This is a genomic window from Paenibacillus sp. FSL W7-1287, from assembly GCF_038004245.1.
Lineage (GTDB): Bacteria > Bacillota > Bacilli > Paenibacillales > Paenibacillaceae > Pristimantibacillus > Pristimantibacillus camelliae.
In genome coordinates this window covers 1,136,697-1,158,658 of record NZ_JBBORD010000001.1, presented here as the reverse complement: position 1 = coordinate 1,158,658, position 21,962 = coordinate 1,136,697, and the positions used below count along the sequence as shown (strand labels likewise).

The window sequence follows — 21,962 nt, the reverse complement described above, 5'->3', positions numbered from 1 at the left end:
AATTTATGATGTATTGTCCATTCATTATTATATGGTAAATTATTTTGGAAGCGCTGCCAATAATTCTACCTAGATCTGCAGCTCCGTATACTATTGAGGTGCTTTACCATTATATTAAGGAGGTATTATGTTGAAACACATTCGAAACACTATGCTTTCCCTAATTGTGCTGCTTGCTTTAGCAATACCAGCTGTAGGCTATGCAGCGGACGCTGAAAAGGATACGACCACGATTCAAGATTATGTAACAGCGATGCAGCCTGGGTGGAATCTGGGCAACACCTTTGATGCTGTAGGCACAGATGAAACCGCATGGGGCAATCCTCGCGTTACACAACCATTTATTGAAGAGCTTGCAAAGCAAGGATTTAAGAGCATTCGTATACCAGTTACCTTTGATCAGAGAATGGCAGCTGGCCCTGAATATACGATTGATGAAGCGTTTCTAGGTAGATTAGATCAAGTCATTCAATGGTCCATGGATGAAGGAATGTACGTCATGATCAACATTCATCATGATTCATGGATCTGGCTTGAGCAAGGCATGCATGAGAACCATGATGAGTCACTTGCACGCTTCGAGGCGATCTGGACACAGCTTGCAGACCGTTATAAAAATCACTCCACGAAGCTTATGTTCGAGAGCATCAACGAGCCTCGCTTCCATGGCAGTGACGAGGAAAAGCAAACCTATCTTGATGAACTAAATACTTCTTTTTATGAAATTGTTAGAAATTCAGGCGGGCATAACGACGTTCGTCCGCTCGTACTGCCTACGCTAGATACAGGCAGTGAACCACATAAAGTCCAAGCGCTTCAAGCCTTTATACAAGAGCTGGATGATCCTAATATTATCGCTACCATTCACTATTATGGCTTCTGGCCATTCAGCGTGAATATCGCAGGCTTCACTACCTTTAATGAAGAAACGAAAAATGATATTATTACAACCTTCGATCGTGCATATGACAGCTTTGTCGCAGATGGCGTCCCGGTTATTATCGGAGAGTTTGGGCTGCTCGGCTTCGATACGGATCTTCATGCGATCCAGCAGGGTGAAAAGCTAAAGTTTTTCGAATATATGCTCCACTATGCACAAGAAAAGCAACTGACACATATGCTTTGGGATAATGGTCAGCATTTTGGACGCAATTCTTACGAATGGTCCGATCAAGAGCTATATGACATGATGAAAGCAAGCTGGGCTGGACGATCAGCTACAGCGGACACGGACTCTATCTTCGTTAGAAAGAATGCTACGATTAAAGATGTAGACATCAAGCTCCAGCTTCATGGTAACGAGCTAGTCGAACTCAAGTATGGCAATGAAGTGTTAGTTGCAGGCGATGATTATGTACTTCATAACGATGTGCTTACGTTAAAGGCGAGCCTCATTCAAGAGCTTACTGAATCTAAAGCACTCGGATCCAATACCGTTCTAACTGCTACATTCAACAGCGGAAAGGATTGGAAATTCTTTATCATCACCTACACAACACCAACATTAAGCAATACGAGCGGAACAACTGAGCAATTTAAAATTCCTGTAGCGTTTAACGGTGATAAGCTAGCGACGATGGAAGCCTTCTACGAGGATGGCAGCATTGCCGGCCCTCAGAACTGGACGTCCTTCAAGGAATTCGCCTATACGTTCAAGCCAAATTATGATGAAAACACGCTTACGCTGACGAAAAACTTCTTCAACGAGGTTAACGATGGAGTGGTTAAGCTAACACTGCATTTCTGGAGCGGTGAAAAACTCAACTACACCATTACAAAAACGGGTGACAATATTATTGGCCTTAGCAGTGTAGCCCCTGGCGGCTCTACCGGCAATGGCGGTACTACTGGAAACGATGGTTCTACAGGTAACAGCGGTAACGACAACCCAGATAACAGCAATGGTGATGGAGATGGGAATACGCCTCCAGAGGAGCCATCTACAGATCCAGTGACACCAGTTGTTGTTTCATACAACGATATCACTTCTCATTGGGGCTATATCGGGATCTACCGTGCTACGAAGCTAGGATTAGTGAACGGTTATGCGGATGGCTCGTTCCGTCCAGATCAAGCATTAAATCGTGCGGAGCTTGCCGTGATTGTAGCTCGTGCATTAAAGCTGACTGTGAACTCAACAGACGAATCTAGCTTTACAGATAATGACAAGACTCCTTCGTATGCTAAGTCCTCTATAGCACAGCTTACGAAGCTTGGTCTGCTTAACGGTTATACAGACGGCTCATTCCGTCCAAATGAAAGCATTACACGTGCTGAGCTTGCCGTTGTCATTGCTCGCGCCTTGAAGCTTGAGGGCAGCGCAGCATCTAGCTTTACTGACCAAGCGAGCATACCAGCATGGGCACAGAGTGAAGCAGCACTGCTGGATGAGCTAGGTATTATGACAGGCAAAGCCGATGGCCGCTTCGCTCCTCAAGCAGAGACAACACGCGCTGAAGCAGCAGCAGTCATAATTCGCGTCATTGATTATCTTACAAGTGTAAGCTCCACAACACCATAAACGTTATCATATCGCCTTAGAGCAATAACGATAACTTAATAGGGTAGCTTAAAAGCAAAACGCTCCGATTCATAGGATCATTGTTGATCACTATGAAGACGGAGCGTTTTGCCTTCTACTGGTTCCACATCGGTCTACATATTCCTTTTGTTCTTGGTCGTCATGTAATATATCAAATAAGCAACAGCAAATACCATGCCTGCAATAGCGAGAAATCCTATGCCGATGATTAGCCAGAATGTAATACCAATACCGGACATCGTATCACCTCATCTATGTTTATGTACAATTTACCATAATTTTATATATTTAGCACTTATAATCGTATCAGCTCTTATGTTTCATTGCGATGAATCGATAAGCTTCTCCATGACAGAGCGCAGCTTCTGCTCCGATGAGCTCTCCTTATCACGACGATCATCAATTTTCACTGAGGTCGACACACGCTTAGCCCCTGATAGAAACGGCGCTTCATGCAGTGCAGCAATCGCTTTCCACACCTCATCCAACGGACCTTCAATAATTGTGCTCATCGATGTTAGTGTATAGCGAACGCCCTCCTGCTGCTGCAGCACGCGCTGCAGTTCAGCTACATAAGGACTCAAACTCGTACTTCCTGTTCCAATCGGAATGATTGTTACTTCAGCAATGGCCACTTTCCAACCCCTCCTTCTTAATTCCCCCTTACTTTAACGTTTACAACGGTGAAAGTAAAGCAAGTTTGTAGGCTTAATATGCGCTGCAGCTGCAAGTCATACGAATGAAGCATTCTACTTATTGTAGAGCAGCATCAAAAAAACCGTCATCGTTACACAGAACGATGACGGTTAGCTTATGCTTACTAATGACTCTTACTCATATCACCTATTAGGAAGGCTGTGCTTCCGGTATAAATTCAATAACTTCTGCCGGCTGCTTTTTCACTTCAATGAATTTCAGAACTAAGCCCTTTTTCTGCTTAATCGTAAACGCATAGCCCTCATGAGTAATGACTTTATTCAGATCAAGATCCGTGTTCTGCGCAAAGATCCAACCACCAAGCGTATCTACATTATCGTTTTCTAGTGAGATTTGCAGAAGCTCTGATACCTCTTCTAGCAACACTTTAGCATCGATAACGTAATGCCCTTCACTTACTGTACGTACATGTGCGACTTCATCACCGTCGAACTCATCGCGAATCTCACCAACAAGCTCTTCAATAATGTCCTCAGCTGTGACAAGACCAGATGTCCCGCCATATTCGTCAACAAGAATAGCTATATGAATACGTTCCTTTTGCATCTTCTGCAAAACTTCTTTAATCGGTGTCGTTTCAATTACATTGATCACGGGTTTAATAAAGTTTTTGAGTGCAAATGTTTTTGCTTTTCCAGGGTCTTCTAGACCTTTAATTAAGAAGTCTTTAATGTTAAAAAATCCGATAATATTATCACGATCACCATCAAAGATCGGATAACGCGTATATTTTTCCTGCGAGATACGCTTAAGAATTTCGTCATACGGCGTATCTATACTAAAAGCAACCATCTCTGTTCGCGGAATCATAATTTCACGAGCTAGACGGTCATCAAATTCAAATACATTGTTTACAAATTTCATTTCGCTATTGTTGATCTCACCGGACTTGTTGCTTTCTGCAATAAGCAATCGAATTTCCTCTTGTGTATGAGTTACTTCATGCTCACTTACTTGCTTCAAGCCGAACAAACCAACTAATAGACGTGCTGAACCATTCAAGAACCAAATAAATGGGAACAATACCTTATAGAAAATCATAATCGGTTTTGCGAAAGCAAGTGTAACCATTTCCGCTTTTTGAATCGCTACCGTTTTTGGAGCTAGTTCACCTACTACGACGTGTAGGAATGTTGCAAACAAGAATGCTCCACCAATTGTAAATACAGAGATTAGATTAGTAGGTATGCCGATCATTTCGAAAAATGGGTGTAAAATAAACTCGAAGGTTCTTTCTCCGACCATACCGATACCAAGGGCAGTTACTGTAATACCAAGCTGACACGCAGACAAGTATTCATCCAAATGCGTCGTTACATGCTTGGCTGCCTTGGAGCCTTTTTTCCCTTCAGCGATTAGCTGATCAATACGAGAACTACGAATTTTTACGATGGCAAATTCCGTAGCTACGAAAAATGCGGTCAATGCAATTAAAATGATAAAAACAAAAATATAAACTCCTGTCAAATGATTGTCCTACTTCAATAAAGTAGAACTCCACCTCCTACAATATGATAATTGATCTTAACTTCACGCAGATCGATCATATTGCAGAGCTGACCTTTACGCTAAGGAATGATATAACGATGGGCACCTCATTTATCCCGTATTAGCCAGCTGTTGCATATGAATCGCCATGCGCTTTTGTGCCGATGATCCCTGCAACGACTAGCTTACAAAAATGAAGCTTATCCTTCCCATTGCTCTTCCTCCTCGTCTCATAAATTTGCTTGACATCATTATTTACGTGAATTCCATTCACGTGGTTGCAATTTTTATTATACAACATTTCGACTCGGAGGGACTACTTTAATTCTATCTTCTATAAAGAGTGATCAGCCATCGCTAGCTTCCAAGCTTCATATCGCTTTGCCGCCGCACCACTCTCAACGATCGTCTTGCATATGTCCAAGCCATGTTCTATACCATTGACGCGCTGGGCTACATACAATCGCATCGCTGCATTAAGCAGCACTTGGTTCGTAAAGGCAGGATGCCCTTTTCCATTCAGCACCTCTTCCGTCACCTGAACCTGCTTGCTGGCCGTCCATTCTATCTCTGGAATCGTTGCAGCTAATTCATATAGCTCTGGATCAATAACGAGTAATTCCGATCTTCCAGACTCAACATAGTAAGTACGTGTTGGACGATCAATAAATAAATCCTCCGAGCCTTCTACGCCTTGAACAATGAGTGCTCGTTCATATGCTAGCTCCTGAACTAACTCACTCATTCGATTAAATACTGTGTTGTGAAATACACCAAATATGAGATAGGGAGAATGTGCATAATCGATTAGCTTTTCTACCGTACTCATTATTGTTCGCATATCCAGCTCCTCACGTATATTACGCAGTGCTTCTATAGCTGGACTCCAGTGCTGTGCGGGAACATATAATACACCTGTAGCCTGAGCTATATCGGCTGCACGCTCCCTGCTCAGTTGATCGAGCTCGACCCCTAGTGTAGTGATCATATCATGCAGGGTAATGCCTCGCTTAGGCGGAAGTGTCGGCGCACCATGCAGGGTTACCGGCAGGCCCGCTTCTGCTAATACAAATGAGGTTGCAAACGTAGCATAAAATGATCGCACTCTTCCATCATACGGACCTGTACAATCCATTCCTTCCATAGTTGGCAATCTATGAGCCTGTTCACGACATTTCACCACGAATGCCTTTAGCTCAGCCACACTTTCCATCTTAATCCGTTGTGCAACAAAAAAAGCACCAATCTGTGCAGGTGTAGCTTCTCCTGTTAGGATTGCTTCCGCTGCTCCGAGCGCTTCTTCATAGGTCAAGTCACGCGCACCTCTCTTGCCTCTTGCAACTTCCTTCAATAATCCTGTAAACATACGATTCGCCCCTTTCATGATTCCTCCAGCATTCGATATACATTAACTACTGATGACGCTACATCAATAAGCCGTTTCCGTTCATTCATCGCCTGCTTACGCAGCATATTATATGCTTCTGCTTCAGATACATTTTTCACTTTACATAGTATACCTTTCGCATGCTCAACCCATTTTCGTTCCTCGAGCTTTACTTTAAGCAGCTTTAGCTCCGTTGCCCATTGCTGTCGTTCAAAGCACTGCTTCGAGGCAAGAAATAGAGCCCAATGCAGCTCCTGTTCATTCATACCAGGAGTCAACATTCCGTCTAGCTGCAAATCACTGTCACAAAACGATTTGGAACGCTCACTTGATTGTGCACTGCACCACCATAGCATTGGGGTCTTCCTCGTCTTCATTAGTGAATGAACCCATTGCTTCGTTTCATCTAAAGTCATATCCAGTATAATAACATCAGCTGCTTGAATACTCACCTTTGCCTCACTCATACAATGTGCATGACTTACCATATAGCCGATTGACTCAAGTGCATCTATAAGAAGGTTCGTGTCGTTATTAGCTGAATGCATCTCGTCTAACTTCACACTAGAGATCATTAATATCGAACGCATAGGAAGCTCTCCCTTCTACTGTATAGCACTAATATTCCGCCCTAAACTCATGTTAATATATATAACACATGTGAGGTTGTCTTGTCGATAACAATAAATCCATAACTTTTTATGTTAGGTATATTTACATTGATTCCATTTTGTAGTATAGTTGGTGTAAGAAAGAAATCAGAACATGCTCGAATACAATGGCGTATTCACATGAAATGGCAAAGAAGCCTGTCTTCATATAACGAACGTATAATCACACCCAACGTGTGCCTAGTTCGTTATAGGAAGCAGGCTTTTTCTAGTTTTTTCGGGACCGGAGAGGAGAGAGAACGATGAAAAAAAGAGAGAAGCTTGTAATGATTGGTAATGGAATGGCTGGTGTACGTACCGTTGAGCATTTGCTAAAGCTAGCCCCCCATGCATATGACATTACAATTATTGGAGATGAGCCGCACCCGAACTACAACCGCATCATGCTTTCATCGGTGTTGGCTGGTAGCACGGATATGAAGGAAATCGTTATTAATGACTGGGATTGGTACAAGGAGAACGGCATCAAGCTTGTTGTTGGGGAAAAGGCTGTACGTATCGATACGAAGCAGCGCCAAATCACAACCCAGCTAGGCAAACACTTTGATTATGATCGCGTCATTATCGCTACTGGATCACAGCCGTTTATGCTCCCAATTGCAGGGTCTAATAAAGAAGGCGTTATCGCGTTTCGCAATATTAAAGACTGCGAGACGATGCTGGAAGCATCAAAGCAATATAAAAAGGCAGTCGTTATAGGAGGCGGCTTGCTTGGACTTGAGGCAGCTAGAGGCCTCATTCATCTAGGCATGGAAACATCCGTCGTGCATATTCATGACTATCTTATGGAAAGACAGCTTGATGAGCCTGCATCTAGAATGCTGCAGCGAGTGCTAGAAGCTCAAGGCATGACCTTTCTGCTGAATAAGCAATCCGCATTCATCTCCGGTCGCAAGCGTGTGAAGGCATTGCATTTTACCGATGGCAGTGAGGTTCAAGCCGATCTTATCGTAATGGCAGTTGGCATCCGGCCGAATGTTGAGCTTGCAAAAGCATCTGGCATTGATGTTAATCGCGGAATTATTGTAAACGATGAAATGGAAACCAATCTCCCTGGTATCTACGCTGTAGGTGAATGTGCGGAGCATCGCGGCATTGCCTACGGTCTAGTCGCCCCACTTTATGAGCAAGGTATGGTGCTGGCAAAGCGACTTGCCGGTATTGATGCACCAGGATATCAAGGCTCTGTGACATCGACTAAGCTGAAGGTTTCTGGCGTTGATGTATTCTCAGCAGGGAGTTTCATAGAAGATGCAAGCAGAAAATCTCTCCGTATTCAAGATGATCTTGCTGGCACATATAAGAAAATTACGATCGATTCTAACGGCAAGTTAATTGGAGCTGTACTGTTTGGCGATACCTCTGATGGAGCAGAGCTGTTCTCCCTTATTAAAAGAGGAGAAGTCGTAGAAGGACGTGAGAAAGAACTGCTCCTAGGCATCTCACTCGATCAGCTTAACGGCGGCAATCCTGCCGCTAGATACGAGGCAATGCCAGACGACGAAATTGTCTGCGGCTGTAATGGTGTTACTAAAGCAACAATCGTTGATGCCATCCACTCGAAGGGCTGCAATAGCGTATCCAGCATTAAAGCCTGCACAAAGGCTTCTGGCTCCTGTGGCGGCTGTAAACCTATTGTGGAAGGATTGCTGAGCGTATATGCAGGTGATGCAGCAGCTGAACCTGTAAAGGAAGGGATCTGTGGCTGTACTACACTATCTCGGGATGAGATCGTCGCTGAGATCCAGCGCATGAAGCTGTTAACTATAAAGGAAACGATGAATGTACTTGGCTGGACAGAGCCAGAAGGCTGCTCCAAATGCCGCCCAGCCTTAAACTATTATATTGGTATGCTTTATCCGGAGGAGTACGCGGATGAGAAGGAATCACGAATCACGAACGAGCGCTACCACGCTAATATCCAAAAGGATGGCACCTTCTCTGTCGTACCTCGCGTGTATGGCGGGGTTACTACTCCTTCCGATCTCAAAAAAATTGCTGAGGTTGCAGAGAAATTCAATGTTCCGATGGTTAAATTCACAGGAGGACAACGACTTGATCTACTCGGCGTTAAGAAAGAGGATCTCCCAAAAATGTGGGAAGAGCTCGATATGCCATCAGGTCATGCTTACGGTAAAACGTTACGAACCGTAAAAACCTGTGTTGGCTCCACCTTCTGCCGCTTTGGCACACAGGATTCGATCTCCATGGGGATTCGAATGGAAAAAGCATTTGAAAGACTTAATGCTCCTTCCAAAGTAAAGCTGGCTGTATCTGGCTGTCCTCGTAATTGTGCAGAGGCTACGATTAAAGACCTTGGTATCGTTGCGATTGACGGCGGCTGGGAAATTCATGTAGGCGGAAATGGCGGGGTTAAGGTTAGAGCGACTGATCTGCTCTGTGTTGTAAAAACTGAGGACGAGGTAATGGAATGGTCCTCTGCGTTCCTTCAGTTATATCGCGAGCAAGCGATATGGAACGAGCGTACCGCTCAATGGATTGAACGTGTAGGTCTCGATTATGTGAAGCAAGCACTACAAAAGCAAGAGGATCGCTTGGCGTTAATGTCGCGCATTAATAAAACATTAAGCCTCACTACTGATCCGTGGAAAGAAATCATTCAGGACAAAGAGCTACGCAAAAACTTTGAACAGCTTGCCGATATTCAAACGGCTGCTCAATAGGAGGTATTCCAATGGCGACTTCAAAAATTTTAGTAGGTAAACGATCTGAAATCGATGTAAAGAGCTCTCGCAAGCTTCGCATTGAAAATATCGACATTGCACTCTTCCACTTATCAGATGGCAGTGTGCTAGCTGTAGAAAACAAATGCCCGCACAAAGGCGGCTTACTATCTGAAGGTATGGTTTGTGACGGCAAGGTTCATTGCCCGCTTCACGATTGGAAAATTGATTTACGCAGTGGCAAGGTGCAAGATCCGGATGAAGGCTGCGTTACAACGTTTAAGACAGAAGTTGATGAGCAAAGCGGTGACATCTATATCCACATGTAAAGAAGGAGTGGCTGAGCCATGAGTTATGTAAAACCTATAGAGGTGCTGGAAACGATGGTTATTAACGGGGCGAACAAAGCCAATGCAACCCCACTGCAAATGCTGATCCGTGGCGGATTAGGAGGAGCAATTTTAGCATGTGCTACAACGCTTGCCTTTACAGCAACTGCTCAAACTGGACTCGGCCTTGTAGGTGCTCTTGTGTTTCCTGTTGGCTTTGTCATTATCGTATTGTTAGGACTTGAGCTTGTCACAGGTAACTTCGCACTAATTCCTCTTTCTGTATTAGAAAAAAAGACAACGTCTGCTGCTATGTTGCGCAATTGGTTCTATGTCATCATCGGTCATTTACTAGGCTGCGCCGTCTACGCTTTGCTTTACTGGGTAAGCATAACAAGCATAGGCAGCAATACAGAGCACCCGATGATCGCAAACATCATTAGTATCTCGGAAGCAAAAACATTAAGCTACAAAGCGCTTGGCATGGAAGGCTTGGTTCTCGTTTTTGTTAAAGCTATTTTATGTAACTGGATGGTTACCCTTGGCGTCGTCATGGGGTTAACCTCCAAGTCAACGATCGGTAAAATTACAGCGATGTGGCTTCCGATCCTAATCTTTTTCGCACAAGGCTTCGAGCATGCCGTCGTTAATATGTTCGTGATCCCGATGGGCATGATGTTTGGTGCTAACGTAAGCATGGGTGACTGGTGGATATGGAATCAGATTCCCGTACTTGCCGGTAACCTCATTGGCGGTGTATTGTTTACAGCTTTGTTCTTGTATCTTTCCCATAAACCATTACCTTCTTTTTCACAGCTTCAACCTAAAGCTTCAGAAACTGTTCAAGAAAAGAGTTGATTCTATGAGTGAAAGAAACAGAAAGACTTCGATAGCCAATAACAGCAGCGTTGCGATTGTCGGCGCTGGCCCTGGAGACCCTGAGCTGCTAACGCTAAAAGCATTGCGTCGCATTCAGAAAGCGGAGGTCATCGTATATGATCGACTCGTAAGTCGTGCCATCATCTCCTTTGCTAAACCAAGCGCCGAGCTGATCTACTGCGGCAAAGCACCAGGCAAGCATGCAATGACCCAAGAAGAAATCAACAGTACAATGATCCAATATGCTCATGCTGGTAAAAACATCGTGCGACTTAAAGGCGGTGATCCTCTCATCTTTGGTCGCGGCGGTGAGGAGGCACTGGCACTGGCTGAAGTCGGCATTCCCTATACGATCATCCCTGGCATTACCTCCGCAATCGGTGCATCTGCTTCTGCATCCATTCCGTTAACGCATCGTGGCATCGCTGCTTCATTTGCCTGTATAACCGGTTCACGCTGCCAAGACAGCAATAAGCCCATTCGTTGGGATCTGCTGGCGCATAGCGTCGATACGTTAGCGATCTATATGGGTGTCAGTCAGCTGCATGATATCCAGCAGGAGCTGTTACAGGCTGGAAAGCCACACGTCACCCCCATTGCTTTTATCGAGCAGGGAACGACCAGCAACGAGAGGATTGTTACGGGCGTTTTAGGTGAGATGAGCAAGCTTGCTGAAGCAAAAAAGCTTACCAATCCAGCGCTTATCATTATCGGCGAGGTTGTCCTCGTTCGCGATCAGCTGCAGTATGCGATGAAGCAAGCACTCAAGCTTCAGCAGATCGGATAAATACTTGCGTCTGCTGTCCCTGCAATGCGTCAACGTTTGACTGCGTTGTGAGGATGGCAGACATGTTTTTGTAAAGTTAGAGCTTGTCGATAAATTCCTTTATCGATTGGTTGAGCTTCGCTCCCTCAGTATCTCTTATATTATGACTACTGTTTTCTAGCCTGACTATCTCAATACAATTAAAACTATCCTTATACCGCTCTAGCTGTTCTGTAGTGATTAGTGACCCTTCCAATCCACCATATATAAGCAGCACTGGCTTATTAAACGCAATGCTCAGCTCTTCATCTGTAGAATCGCGTTGTATGCCAATTACTGCTTCCTCACGAATCAGTTCAATTCGCTTTGTCGGCTTCAAGTAATGCTCAATATAGTCATGAACCCAGTCTTCGTCCATGCTTCTATGCTCTAACGGATAATCTAGCAGCATTAAGCTTTTAATACGATCATTATTCCTTCTAGTATAGCCGAGTGCGTAGGACACTCCTCTTGAAAATGCCATCAGATGTAGCTCTCTGAGCTGTGCATCCATTATGACTTGCTCGAGATCGATCACGTGATCGTTTAGATTATACCCGTGTATTGGCGTATCACTTAATCCTCTTCCGCGGAAAGACAACACAATCGTTCTTCTTGGCAACATAAACTTAATAAAATCCAAATAGTCCTCAGCAGTTTCAGATAAACCAGGACATACCACCAAAGGGGCTAGCTTTTCATCAGCGAAAGCTTTTGAATCCAAGTAGGCAATCCTTATTTCTCCTTGCGTCTTTATTACTGAAGACAAATTCACTGAAATCCCCCATTTCACTATTGGATTAATATGAGTCAATAAGTATTTCCACATATTAGAAACTTTATAGATATTATACTCGGCATCACATAGCAAAGGGGGAATTCGATGAAAAAAATAATGATCAGCTTAATGTCAGACCTTATGGGAATCAAGCGAGCTCGTTGAGATGAAGTAATATTAGCACAAAAAGCCAAGTGGATATCGGGCTGAACCCTAACCACTTGGCTTTATCATTACTATCATTAGCTGCAGCTCTACCTGCTAACAGCTGATGTTCGTTAAACTACTGTATAGCCCTGATCATCAATCACTTCTTCGATCTGTGCGCGTGTTACTTTAGCTTCATCAAATTTAACAGCTACTTTGCCCTCTGCCAAATTCACTTTAACGTCACCTACACCAGCGAGCTCTCCTACACTGCGCTCTACTGATTGTACGCAATGGTTACAGCTCATGCCCTCTACTTTCAACGTTACCTCTGTCATGTTCATTCCTCCCTATTCATTAACGTTCCATCCTATACACTTACTATACATATGGCATCGCTATTGATTCATAGCTTCTGCATCGTTACAAGCATATATCTCAGCTGTTCAACAAGCATTGTTGCAAGCTTAATCCTAGTATAATATACCCCGTCAGGGTATGTAAAGCTTGAATTACACCGATAAAAAGCAATAACCTCGTATTGGACAGCACTCTTTCAGCCGCCATTCCGAGGTTATTGTTTAGCATCAGCATGTCTATTATACCTTTGTTCTCGAACGATTATATCGTGTCGCCCATACACCCGTAACAAGGCAGATGATGATCAAGCCGAACGTTATTGCCAACGTCTTCCAGTAATCATCATACAACGCTGTATCACTTCCGAGCATTACTCCATAGCTAACTAGCTTCCATGGTGAAGCATTCCAGAAGCTGCCGATGATTGAATCGATCATGCCACCGATCGGAATAACAATAATAGCGATCGTAGCAGCTAATCCCGTACTAAAGGCAGCACTGAGTGCGACGGTTAACGCCATAACAAAGAGCAACCAAACAGCATAAGTAACAATCATAATAAGGGCATCCTTGAATGAAACCGAGCCGTATAGCACCGATGTATAATACAGGCTGCCAGCATAGCCTAGCACAGCACTTAAGATCGCGACTAAGGCTGCAACTATCCACTTGCTCATAAACAATGAAACAGCTGATACTGGACGAATGTAGATCAAGGTCGCTGTCCCGCTGCTTCGATCTCGACTTATCGTTCCTACAAAAACAGCGATAAGCACGATAACACCGATTAATTGAAACTGACCCGTGGAAGCCATAAGCAGATCCAGCGGCTGAAGCTCGGGCATCATCATTTGAAAGCCTTCAGGCATATTTCCTACAGCCTTTAATATATCCTCCATGAAATAATTCATGACCGGATCACTTACCCCTAGCAGTATGAACACAAGTGGAATCCATATAAACTTGAAGCTACGCCAGCTTTCCCTAAATTCCTTAACGAGCAGTACTTGCAGTGAATTCACCAACACCAGCCACCTTCATGAATATTTGATCCAGCGATGCACTTTCACGCTCAACCTTAATAATTTCATAACGCGAGGACGACAGCAGTGCCATTAATGCGTTCATCGTTGGCAGCTGCTCATCAATCGGCAATGAGACATTGCTGCCCTCTCTCACTGCATGTTCTGCTAAGGACTGCGCGAAGGCTTCCGCTTCAGCCTCGTGTACAAATTCGATTGAATATCTAGGATTGGCATAGCGCTGTTGTATCTCCTGCAGCGTGCCTTCCTCCACCAGTCTGCCTTCCTTCATAAACAGCACCTGATCTGTCACCTTTTCAGCATCGTGTAAAATATGCGTGGAATACAGAATCGTTGTCTCCCGCTGCAGCTCTTTAAGCAGCTCCATCACCTCTGCACGTCCGATCGGATCAAGTGCAGATACCGGCTCATCGAGCAGCAGAAGCTGCGGCTTATGAACAATCGCTTGCGCGATTCCGAGTCTTTGCTTCATCCCTCCTGAGAAGGTAGACGTTAGCCGCTTCATATCCTTGCCAAGACCAACATAGGTTAATACCTCTTCACTACGCTTCTTCGCTTCTCTTGCAGAGATACCACTAAGTCTAGCGGTCATCTCAACGTACTCTAGCGCACTAAGCCACGAGTAAAACTTAGGATATTGCGGCAGAAAGCCAATATGCTTGCGAATGTCTCCGCCGTCTGCCAGCGTAACCTTCCCGCTGCTAGGCTCTAATAGTCCGCAAATCATCGACATCGTTGTTGTTTTACCAGCACCGTTAGGACCAATTAAGGCAGTGGCTGTATTAGGCTGAAGCGCAAAGCTCAATGCATCAACACTGACCTTACTGCCAAACTTCTTCGTTAATGCTTCCACTTTTAATAGGCTCATTGTTGTTTTCTCCCTATAATAAAATAAACGATAGAGGCTATCATTCCGCTAATTAAAATGAGAAGCAGCCACATCACTTTAGGTCCTTTTGTCTCTGGAACACGGATCAGGTCAATAATTGCAATAATTTGCAGCACAAGCTGAATAACAAGAATCGGCGCAATAAGCTCCCATGGGATTGCGGATAATTCGTTCATTACACATCCTCCTTAAGCTTTAAGACATGCTTTAGATTTGTAATTATAGCTTGAAAAGCGGGATCATCCTGTAACGGTGCAAAGCTCGGATTATGGAGCAGCAGATTCACAATATCCTGCTTAATCGACTCTTCATCGCGCGGCGCCTGAGCTCCAAGAAAAATTTCTTGAGCAATCCACTCGTCAATTAAATAAAAATATGCATCCCCTCTTAGCTGTAATGGAAATTTCATGCTACGGCATGCTCGATAATACTGCTCTAGCATGCGAAGCGCATCCGCTTCACGCTGCTGCTTCATATATCCTGCCGCGGCATTAAAGTAAAATGTTAGACTAAGATTAGGGTTAAGCTGCTCGACTTGGAACAGTTGAAGCATTTGTTCAATACGATTCACCGTCTCATCAAAATGCTCTCTGTTAGCTGCTTCCAGCGCTAGACTTTCCGTTGCACTGGTGATCATGACGATCATGTATTGGTACATGCTGACCTGTACGACCAGCTTTGCTTTATCTTGATCACCAAGCATCTCATGCGCTTTTGCGATTAAAAATTCTTCCCCATATTGAATAGAAATTTTGTCACCTAAAAAAGTGAGCAGCTCCTGAGGCTTACCTGTTAGAAGAAGCACATAGGCTTGAATCATTCTCGCTTGATGTGTCAGCTTATAATCGTCACAATGTGAGATCACTCGCTCACTAAGCTCTGCAATGCGATTCAGCACAGCTGCCTGATCTGAAGCTCGGGTATAATAGTTGAGATATAGCTGTGACATCTGCACCAATAGAGGGTAGCAGGAATAATACTCAAGAAGCAGCTTCTCTATATCTACCTGCACCTTATCGAAGGTCTCATCCCTGAATCGATTGGCAAATGCCGCATAATGCTCATTAATTTTTTTCCTTGTCAATTGAGGATTATAGCCTAATAGTGCATCTATCGATAAATCCATTAGCGTTGCAAGCCTAGGCAGCAGCGTCAGCTCAGGATAACTTAAGCCTTGCTCCCATTTGGATACGGCCGCATTCGATACTCCTACATAAGCAGCTACCTCACCTTGTGTCATGCGAAGCTGTTTGCGACGGCTACTGAAAATTTCTGCAAATTTTAATTGCTGCATCATTTTCGCTCCTTTCCCATTAAGCATAAAACGAAAAGCTAGCGTTTGCTAACGATTAATTGTAATTATTCATTAATAAAATCAACCAGTGGTTGAATCCAGAATTATAGAAAAGCACTGCCACAGGAATGCACATCTTCATATCTGACATTCACATATAGGCAGTGCTTCAATACGTTATAAGGCCAATGTTACCTCTTGCTCTTATTGCTGTTCTAATATAAATTTGCTTAGATCTGATTGAAGCTGTGTCGACATATCCTTCATCGATTGCGCAGCAGCTTGAATTTGCTCTGCTGATGCCAGCTGCTGCTGTGCTGCAGCAGCCATCGTTTCCGCCTCATTGGCGCTACGATCTGATGCTGATGCAATTTCTGATATCGAAGCGGTGATCTCTTCCATCTCGGCTGACATCTCCTCTGAAGTAGCCGACACCTCTTGAATCTGCTCACTAACAAGCTTTACGTCGTTAATAATACGATCGATCGTTGCCTTTGATTGGTAGATCGATTGTATACCGCGATGCGTTTCCAGCTGCATGACGTCCATCGCTTCCACATTTTCGTGAACGATTTTCAGTATATTTTCTAGCAGCTCTGAAATTTCCATACCGGAATTCGTTGTTTGCTCCGCTAAAGCGCCCACCTCTTTCGCTACAACAGCGAAGCCTCGACCATGCTCTCCTGCTCGTGCTGCTTCAATATTCGCATTTAGAGCTAGCAGCTTCGTTTGCGCTGCAACTTCCATAATGACATTAATAATTTTACTAATTTGAACCGATTGACCTTCCAGTCGCTTAACGATCTCAGCGCTCTGCTGCTGTGTTTTTCTTATACTATCGATCTGCTCTACGCTATTGGTCAGCTGCTCATCTCCTAGTATTGCCTGTTCACTTGTTCGAATGGCTGCGAATGCTACTTCAGACGCTGCTTCTGCTATGCGGTTGACGCCAACGGCCATCTCGTTCATTGCAGTAGAGGTTTCACCCAATGTACGCTTCTGACTCGCTGTCCCATCACTTACGACCTGCACTGACTCAGCGACTTGCTTCATTGCAGCAGACGATTGCTGTGCAATAACTGCCAAATTCGAGGAAGAATCTAGCGCACTATTCGCCAGATCTTGATTTTTCAGTAGCACTTCACTAATCGATGACTGCATTTCATTGAATGCATCTCCAACCTCACGTAGCTCATCTCTTGTCTGAAGTGCAATCGGTGTAGAAAAGTCTCCTGCAGCCATGGCTTGTGCGCGCGCTTTTAGTGTAGAGACCGTAATCATTACATTTCGGTAAAACGCGATGTACAGTAGGCTAATTAATATAAATATTACAACCAAAAGAATAGCAACGAAATTGCGAGCTGTAATGATTTCCGTTTTATTATTATCAAGCTCAACCAATAAATTTGAGGCCAACAAGCTAATCAATTCATCGATAGACGTAATGGATGCGGTTCCTTGATTGAAAAATTCATCTGGGTCCATCGTCAGCTGATCAGCAGCTAAAATATTTTGATTAGCCAGCTTCAGATAGTCCTCTGCAAGCGTACCAATACCCATAAGCTGGTGAACAAATTCTTCGTAGCTTCCTTCTTCTAATCGTAGAAATTGGTTAATCACTTTATTGACCTTTTGGATCGAACTCTCTGTAAATTCCTTCTGCAGACGAAGCTCATTAGCCACATCTGCGGACAGTATCCCCTGTGCAAGCGCACCATTCCCTTTGCCGCGAATAATAGCTGTTGATTCTACTAAGCTAGGGAGATCATTAACCAACAGATCCATCATATAATAGGTATCGATTGACTGATCTAACGTTAAGCCCGATTCATCAGCGATCGACTTAATGAGCTGCAGAAGCTCATCTATTCTAGCAGAATGCTCCTCGAAGCTATCCGACACCGTAAGATTACTATAGCTTTCGCTAAGCTCTTGCAGCCTTGAAGCCGTCTCTGTCCAACGAGTATAAGAGTCGGGGTATTGATGAACATCCAATGCATCCTCTATTACTTCGATACGACTCATTATTTCGGAGCGTTTTTCATCAAGCTGCGCTTTGGATGCTGTATTCCCGTTCAAATAACCATTCGCTAAGCCTCTATGCTGCTGAACCTCTAAAACTAACGGCCACACCTGCTGAACCTGCTTGATCCCGCTCATTTCATTCGCCAACAATTGAATAGAACGCTGCTTCTCTAAAAACCACGATGACGTTAAAATAATGATCGGTACAACAAATAACAAACTAATTAGCATAAATTTTTGTGCGTACTTTAGCTTCCCCATTAATCGAATAAAAGGCTTCAATACTACGTCCATCCTGCTCTCTCCCTTGATGTTAATGTTACTTAATAGAAATACGTCTTTCTACTTATATCGACATTTTTCTACAATTTCGATATGGACGTTTCGTTTATTTTTTCATAAAATTTGGTGTTGTTTTATAAATGTTCACGATTCCTTAATAATTTCGAGCAGCTCACGCCCTATTCAAGCATCCTTTGCTCTCATTAAGCACAAAAAAAGCACCCTCACGGTGCTAGGCTAACAGCTTTGATAGTTCTTGGAATAAATAGCGGAGTATATTCCATAAAAATGCTCCCGCGCCAAGCCTCCACAGGACGAATATGATTAAAACAAGCAGCAGACAGGTGCCGCAGCCTGGACTTTCAGATGTAAAAGCACCGATGACGATTAGGAGCAATACGACAATTATGATGACCCATATCATATCCGCTTTCACCTCCAACGTCATCATACATTATTTTCCATAAACATACAATAACTTCATTCCAGCCGCGCAAAAAAAGCTTGCAGCTAGTTTATGGACTTCGTTGCCATGATCTAGCTGCAAGCTTATTAAACACAGTTCATCAATCATATCTATTCCGTTAACTACCTTCTTATGCTTTACTCCTTCATACGCATTAATCGCATACTATTAAGTGAAACGGCCAGCGTAGCGCCAATATCTGCCGTAATGGCTATCCATAGCGTCAACCAGCCTGGAATAACGAGCAGCAAAGCAATCAGCTTAATGCCGATGGAAAAGGCGATATTGATCTTAATGATCTGCATCGCTTTACGACTGAGCTTTACTGTAAATGGCAGCTTGCTTAAGTCATCCGCCATCAGGGCGATATCTGCCGTCTCCAGCGCGGTGTCTGTTCCCGCTCCCCCCATCGCAATACCAACGCTTGAGGCAGCGAGCGCTGGCGCATCATTGACACCATCGCCTACCATCGCTACTTTGCCGTAACGCTCTTGCAGCTGCTTCACTCGCTGAAGCTTCTCTTCTGGCATCAGCTCAGCCTCAATATTCGTTACTCCTGCTTCTCGGCCAATATATTGCGCTGTGCTGTGTGCATCGCCTGTCAGCATAACCGTCTGCTTAATACCTAGCGCTTGTAGCTCCTGCAGCACCTTCCGACTTGAACTGCGAAGCTTATCGGCTACTGCAATTAATGCTAATACACGGTTATCCATCCCTGCCAGCATGACCGTTTTGCCCTGCTGCTGAAGCTCATCAATTCGCTGCTGCAGCGATTGTGGCAGCCGGATAGCAAGCTGATCTATAAATAATCTCGGACTCCCTACATAGAACGTAGTCCCTTGAACGCTGCCGCTAATCCCTTTACCTGTTATCGCGGTAAAGCCTTCAACTTTAACTGCTGAATCGTCAACGTCCTCTTCATGTGCCTTATTTACAATGGCTGAAGCAAGCGGATGCTGCGAGCGATGCTCCAGTGCAGCAATAATCGCCAGCAGCTGATCGGCGTCTGCTTCCTCAAGCACCTCATAATCCGTTACGCTTGGCACACCTTCAGTTAGCGTTCCGGTCTTATCGAAGGCAACAGCTTTCACTGAGCCCATTTCTTCTAGATAGATCCCGCCCTTAATTAACACACCTTGTTTAGCGGCATTGCCAATCGCTGATACAATCGAGATTGGTGTTGATATAACTAATGCGCATGGGCATCCCACCACAAGCACCGCGAGCCCTTGATACACCCAAGTCGACCATGATCCATCCAACAATAGTGGAGGCAGCACAGCAACAAGCGCAGCAACGAGCATAATAGCAGGTGTATAGACTTTAGCGAATTTATCGATAAATGCTTGGGCAGGTGCACGCTCAGCTTGCGCTTCCTCTACGAGATGGATGATTCGTGCAATCGTTGTATCCTCAACATGCTTCGTAATTTCAACCTCGATCCAGCCTTCTCCATTCAGAGTACCAGCAAACACCTCATCGCCAACACCCTTGGCGGCAGGAATCGATTCCCCTGTAATGGCTGCTTGGTTAACTGCAGATTGACCTTGAACAACGACTCCATCCATAGCGATCTTCTGACCAGGCTTAACGAGCATAATATCGCCGATTTTAATCTCTTCTACTGCAACCATTTGCTCTTGATTGCCACGGCGTATTAACGCTTCCTTAGGCGCAATATCCATAAGCAGCCGGATAGATTGTCTTGCTCGATTCATCGAATAACGCTCTAGCGCCTCACTAACCGCAAACAGGATAACAACGACAGCGATTTCAGCCCATTCTCCAATAATGGCGCCACCGATCACGGCAACGGTCATCAGCGTACGCATATCAAAATCTAATCGCAGCAAATTTTGCAAGCCTATCTTTAGCAGCTTAGCACCGCTAATCATTGTTGCTGCAAGAAACAATAAGATCGTAACGAGATTTTGCTCACCATTGATGCCGTAGGACAAGTAGCCTAGCACGATAAGCAGCACTGAATATAGCAGCAAATGATAGGTCTGCCAGAACGAGGGCTTTTCCTTCGCTTCATTAGATGTAGCTGCAGCAGAGCGGCTACTAGCCGGTTCATCAGTCGTAATTTTCAATGATTCGAATGCCCCTGCCTGCTCCAGCTGAGCAATTGTAACGCTGCCGGCAACTGAAATTTTTGAAGCGCCAAAGTTAACTTTAGCATCCTGCACCCCTTCGATTTCCTTTACGTTACGTTCAAATTTGCCGGCGCAATTCGCACAGGTAAAGCCTTCCACGCGATAGGAGTGATAGGTGTTCGCTTGCTCACTTCCATTACTCATGATGCTTCAGCTCCTTGCTATGTTCTAATGTGATTCCCATTAATGAGCGAACATGATCGTCATCTAAAGAATAAAAAGCTAGCTTACCCTCCTTACGAAACTTCACCAGACCTCTTTTATTCATGGCACGTAAATGATGGGAGGTTGTCGCAACGGTCGCACCGATAATATGGGCTAGATCACAAACACATAGCTCCTCTGATTGGCATAAGGCATAAATAATTTTCGAGCGATTCACATCGGCTAACGCCTTGAACAGCTGCGATACAAGCTGAAGCTCCTCAAGCTTGATCGCCGCTTGAATGCTGGTAACCTTCTCTTCGTTATAGCAATACATTTCACATAGACTCATGCCGTTCACCTCTTCATTCAAACATTTGCTTGAATATACTATAAGCTTTACCCTTACTTTATTCAAGCTGAGGTTAGAATGAATGTTGTCTAACATAATGTTTCCAGTATTCTAGGAATTTACTCGATATTCAGGCACTTTTATAGAGTGAAATAGCATCATGCCGCGACATTGTTTTTTCTATCTATCGCCACACATTTATGTTAAAATTATCCATATAGTAAGTTTATATATCTAACAAAAATATGGAGGGTATTATGGATATCCTATTTGCGTTGTTAGCATTTTTGTTCATGTTGTTCTTCTTGAGTACAATCCATTCATATATTAAAGATACGAAGAAACAAACCTCTCTAACCTTTATTACTTCAGCATTATTTGGAATGCTGTTTTGGGTTTGTATGTTTATTTTCACAAGTTGAATTCTTTAATGGACATAACAAAGAAAAACCTTCTGCACTGCTGTAACAATCACAGTAGCCAGAAGGTTTTAGTTTTCTCCGTTCAATATTCATCATATTCAT

The 21,962-nt window shown here is 44.0% G+C and carries 21 protein-coding genes; 5 read left to right on the top strand and 16 right to left on the bottom strand.

The window, feature by feature from the left end; translation table 11 throughout:
* The first annotated feature begins 127 nt into the window (after positions 1-127).
* The gene (locus NSQ99_RS05335) at positions 128-2,521 is read left to right on the top strand and encodes a cellulase family glycosylhydrolase (RefSeq protein WP_340835577.1); all 2,394 of its coding nucleotides are present in this window, start codon (positions 128-130) and stop codon (positions 2,519-2,521) included.
* Between the two features lie 134 nt (positions 2,522-2,655).
* Here NSQ99_RS05335 and NSQ99_RS05330 read toward each other — a convergent pair whose 3' ends face one another.
* From NSQ99_RS05330 to NSQ99_RS05305, 6 genes are all read right to left on the bottom strand, one after another.
* A complete protein-coding gene (locus tag NSQ99_RS05330) occupies positions 2,656-2,781 on the bottom strand; it encodes a hypothetical protein (RefSeq protein WP_340835575.1) in 126 nt (41 codons plus the stop codon).
* A gap of 81 nt (positions 2,782-2,862) precedes the next feature.
* Entirely contained in the window at positions 2,863-3,177 is a 315-nt protein-coding gene (locus NSQ99_RS05325; RefSeq protein ID WP_340835572.1) for an MTH1187 family thiamine-binding protein, read from the bottom strand.
* A 211-nt stretch (positions 3,178-3,388) separates the two neighbouring features.
* Complete coding sequence (locus tag NSQ99_RS05320; protein WP_251669122.1) at positions 3,389-4,726, bottom strand: hemolysin family protein; 1,338 nt, start codon at positions 4,724-4,726, stop codon at positions 3,389-3,391.
* 142 nt (positions 4,727-4,868) lie between these two features.
* Positions 4,869-5,021, bottom strand: a complete 153-nt coding sequence (locus NSQ99_RS05315) for a hypothetical protein (RefSeq protein WP_340835570.1) — start codon at positions 5,019-5,021, stop codon at positions 4,869-4,871.
* Between the two features lie 60 nt (positions 5,022-5,081).
* Positions 5,082-6,131: an anthranilate phosphoribosyltransferase gene (locus NSQ99_RS05310; protein ID WP_340835567.1), complete on the bottom strand. Its 1,050-nt coding sequence runs from the start codon at positions 6,129-6,131 to the stop codon at positions 5,082-5,084.
* Entirely contained in the window at positions 6,128-6,724 is a 597-nt protein-coding gene (locus NSQ99_RS05305; RefSeq protein ID WP_340835566.1) for an ANTAR domain-containing response regulator, read from the bottom strand. The genes NSQ99_RS05310 and NSQ99_RS05305 overlap by 4 nt, the downstream gene beginning before the upstream one ends.
* Positions 6,725-7,047: 323 nt before the next feature.
* Here NSQ99_RS05305 and nirB point away from each other — a divergent pair, with 323 nt between their 5' ends.
* The 4 genes from nirB to cobA are packed head-to-tail and all read left to right on the top strand — an operon-like array spanning position 7,048 to position 11,484.
* Positions 7,048-9,489, top strand: coding sequence for a nitrite reductase large subunit NirB (nirB, locus tag NSQ99_RS05300; RefSeq protein ID WP_340835565.1), 2,442 nt, complete (start codon positions 7,048-7,050; stop codon positions 9,487-9,489).
* Between the two features lie 11 nt (positions 9,490-9,500).
* The gene (gene nirD, locus NSQ99_RS05295; protein ID WP_340835563.1) at positions 9,501-9,818 is read left to right on the top strand and encodes a nitrite reductase small subunit NirD; all 318 of its coding nucleotides are present in this window, start codon (positions 9,501-9,503) and stop codon (positions 9,816-9,818) included.
* Positions 9,819-9,836: 18 nt separating this feature from the next.
* Positions 9,837-10,676 (top strand): formate/nitrite transporter family protein, encoded by an 840-nt coding sequence (locus NSQ99_RS05290; RefSeq protein ID WP_340835560.1) that lies wholly within the window; start codon positions 9,837-9,839, stop codon positions 10,674-10,676.
* Positions 10,677-10,680: 4 nt separating this feature from the next.
* A complete protein-coding gene (gene cobA, locus NSQ99_RS05285) occupies positions 10,681-11,484 on the top strand; it encodes a uroporphyrinogen-III C-methyltransferase (protein WP_251669134.1) in 804 nt (267 codons plus the stop codon).
* 76 nt (positions 11,485-11,560) lie between these two features.
* Here cobA and NSQ99_RS05280 read toward each other — a convergent pair whose 3' ends face one another.
* From NSQ99_RS05280 to NSQ99_RS05235, 10 genes are all read right to left on the bottom strand, one after another.
* Positions 11,561-12,271: an alpha/beta fold hydrolase gene (locus NSQ99_RS05280; RefSeq protein ID WP_340835556.1), complete on the bottom strand. Its 711-nt coding sequence runs from the start codon at positions 12,269-12,271 to the stop codon at positions 11,561-11,563.
* Between the two features lie 287 nt (positions 12,272-12,558).
* Positions 12,559-12,765, bottom strand: coding sequence for a copper chaperone CopZ (copZ, locus tag NSQ99_RS05275; RefSeq protein WP_340835553.1), 207 nt, complete (start codon positions 12,763-12,765; stop codon positions 12,559-12,561).
* Positions 12,766-13,026: 261 nt separating this feature from the next.
* Entirely contained in the window at positions 13,027-13,809 is a 783-nt protein-coding gene (locus tag NSQ99_RS05270) for an ABC transporter permease (protein ID WP_340835551.1), read from the bottom strand.
* Complete coding sequence (locus NSQ99_RS05265; RefSeq protein WP_340835550.1) at positions 13,781-14,698, bottom strand: ABC transporter ATP-binding protein; 918 nt, start codon at positions 14,696-14,698, stop codon at positions 13,781-13,783. The genes NSQ99_RS05270 and NSQ99_RS05265 overlap by 29 nt, the downstream gene beginning before the upstream one ends.
* Positions 14,695-14,895 carry a PLDc N-terminal domain-containing protein gene (locus NSQ99_RS05260; RefSeq protein ID WP_251669144.1) on the bottom strand — a complete coding sequence of 67 codons (201 nt, stop codon included), beginning with the start codon at positions 14,893-14,895 and terminating at the stop codon, positions 14,695-14,697. Before NSQ99_RS05260 ends, NSQ99_RS05265 begins: the two co-directional genes overlap by 4 nt.
* Positions 14,895-16,016: a helix-turn-helix domain-containing protein gene (locus tag NSQ99_RS05255; protein ID WP_340835549.1), complete on the bottom strand. Its 1,122-nt coding sequence runs from the start codon at positions 16,014-16,016 to the stop codon at positions 14,895-14,897. Before NSQ99_RS05255 ends, NSQ99_RS05260 begins: the two co-directional genes overlap by 1 nt.
* 201 nt (positions 16,017-16,217) lie before the next feature.
* Complete coding sequence (locus NSQ99_RS05250) at positions 16,218-18,332, bottom strand: methyl-accepting chemotaxis protein (RefSeq protein WP_340835547.1); 2,115 nt, start codon at positions 18,330-18,332, stop codon at positions 16,218-16,220.
* Between the two features lie 220 nt (positions 18,333-18,552).
* A complete protein-coding gene (locus NSQ99_RS05245; RefSeq protein ID WP_340835546.1) occupies positions 18,553-18,771 on the bottom strand; it encodes a hypothetical protein in 219 nt (72 codons plus the stop codon).
* A gap of 152 nt (positions 18,772-18,923) precedes the next feature.
* On the bottom strand, positions 18,924-21,086 hold the full coding sequence (locus tag NSQ99_RS05240) for a heavy metal translocating P-type ATPase (protein WP_340835544.1): 2,163 nt from the start codon (positions 21,084-21,086) through the stop codon (positions 18,924-18,926).
* A complete protein-coding gene (locus NSQ99_RS05235; RefSeq protein WP_340835541.1) occupies positions 21,079-21,438 on the bottom strand; it encodes an ArsR/SmtB family transcription factor in 360 nt (119 codons plus the stop codon). The genes NSQ99_RS05240 and NSQ99_RS05235 overlap by 8 nt, the downstream gene beginning before the upstream one ends.
* Positions 21,439-21,962 lie beyond the last annotated feature (524 nt).

What these genes read in the sequence shown, in the direction of transcription:
- NSQ99_RS05310 (WP_340835567.1), bottom strand. Translation starts at nt 6,131, where the DNA reads ATGAAAGGGGCGAATCGTATGTTTACAGGATTATTGAAGGAAGTTGCA.
- NSQ99_RS05255 (WP_340835549.1), bottom strand. Translation starts at nt 16,016, where the DNA reads ATGATGCAGCAATTAAAATTTGCAGAAATTTTCAGTAGCCGTCGCAAA.
- NSQ99_RS05335 (WP_340835577.1), top strand. Translation starts at nt 128, where the DNA reads ATGTTGAAACACATTCGAAACACTATGCTTTCCCTAATTGTGCTGCTT.
- NSQ99_RS05250 (WP_340835547.1), bottom strand. Translation starts at nt 18,332, where the DNA reads ATGGACGTAGTATTGAAGCCTTTTATTCGATTAATGGGGAAGCTAAAG.
- NSQ99_RS05235 (WP_340835541.1), bottom strand. Translation starts at nt 21,438, where the DNA reads ATGAGTCTATGTGAAATGTATTGCTATAACGAAGAGAAGGTTACCAGC.
- NSQ99_RS05260 (WP_251669144.1), bottom strand. Translation starts at nt 14,895, where the DNA reads ATGAACGAATTATCCGCAATCCCATGGGAGCTTATTGCGCCGATTCTT.
- NSQ99_RS05265 (WP_340835550.1), bottom strand. Translation starts at nt 14,698, where the DNA reads ATGAGCCTATTAAAAGTGGAAGCATTAACGAAGAAGTTTGGCAGTAAG.
- cobA (WP_251669134.1), top strand. Translation starts at nt 10,681, where the DNA reads ATGAGTGAAAGAAACAGAAAGACTTCGATAGCCAATAACAGCAGCGTT.
- NSQ99_RS05240 (WP_340835544.1), bottom strand. Translation starts at nt 21,086, where the DNA reads ATGAGTAATGGAAGTGAGCAAGCGAACACCTATCACTCCTATCGCGTG.
- NSQ99_RS05290 (WP_340835560.1), top strand. Translation starts at nt 9,837, where the DNA reads ATGAGTTATGTAAAACCTATAGAGGTGCTGGAAACGATGGTTATTAAC.
- nirB (WP_340835565.1), top strand. Translation starts at nt 7,048, where the DNA reads ATGAAAAAAAGAGAGAAGCTTGTAATGATTGGTAATGGAATGGCTGGT.
- NSQ99_RS05330 (WP_340835575.1), bottom strand. Translation starts at nt 2,781, where the DNA reads ATGTCCGGTATTGGTATTACATTCTGGCTAATCATCGGCATAGGATTT.
- copZ (WP_340835553.1), bottom strand. Translation starts at nt 12,765, where the DNA reads ATGACAGAGGTAACGTTGAAAGTAGAGGGCATGAGCTGTAACCATTGC.
- NSQ99_RS05305 (WP_340835566.1), bottom strand. Translation starts at nt 6,724, where the DNA reads ATGCGTTCGATATTAATGATCTCTAGTGTGAAGTTAGACGAGATGCAT.
- NSQ99_RS05245 (WP_340835546.1), bottom strand. Translation starts at nt 18,771, where the DNA reads ATGATGACGTTGGAGGTGAAAGCGGATATGATATGGGTCATCATAATT.
- nirD (WP_340835563.1), top strand. Translation starts at nt 9,501, where the DNA reads ATGGCGACTTCAAAAATTTTAGTAGGTAAACGATCTGAAATCGATGTA.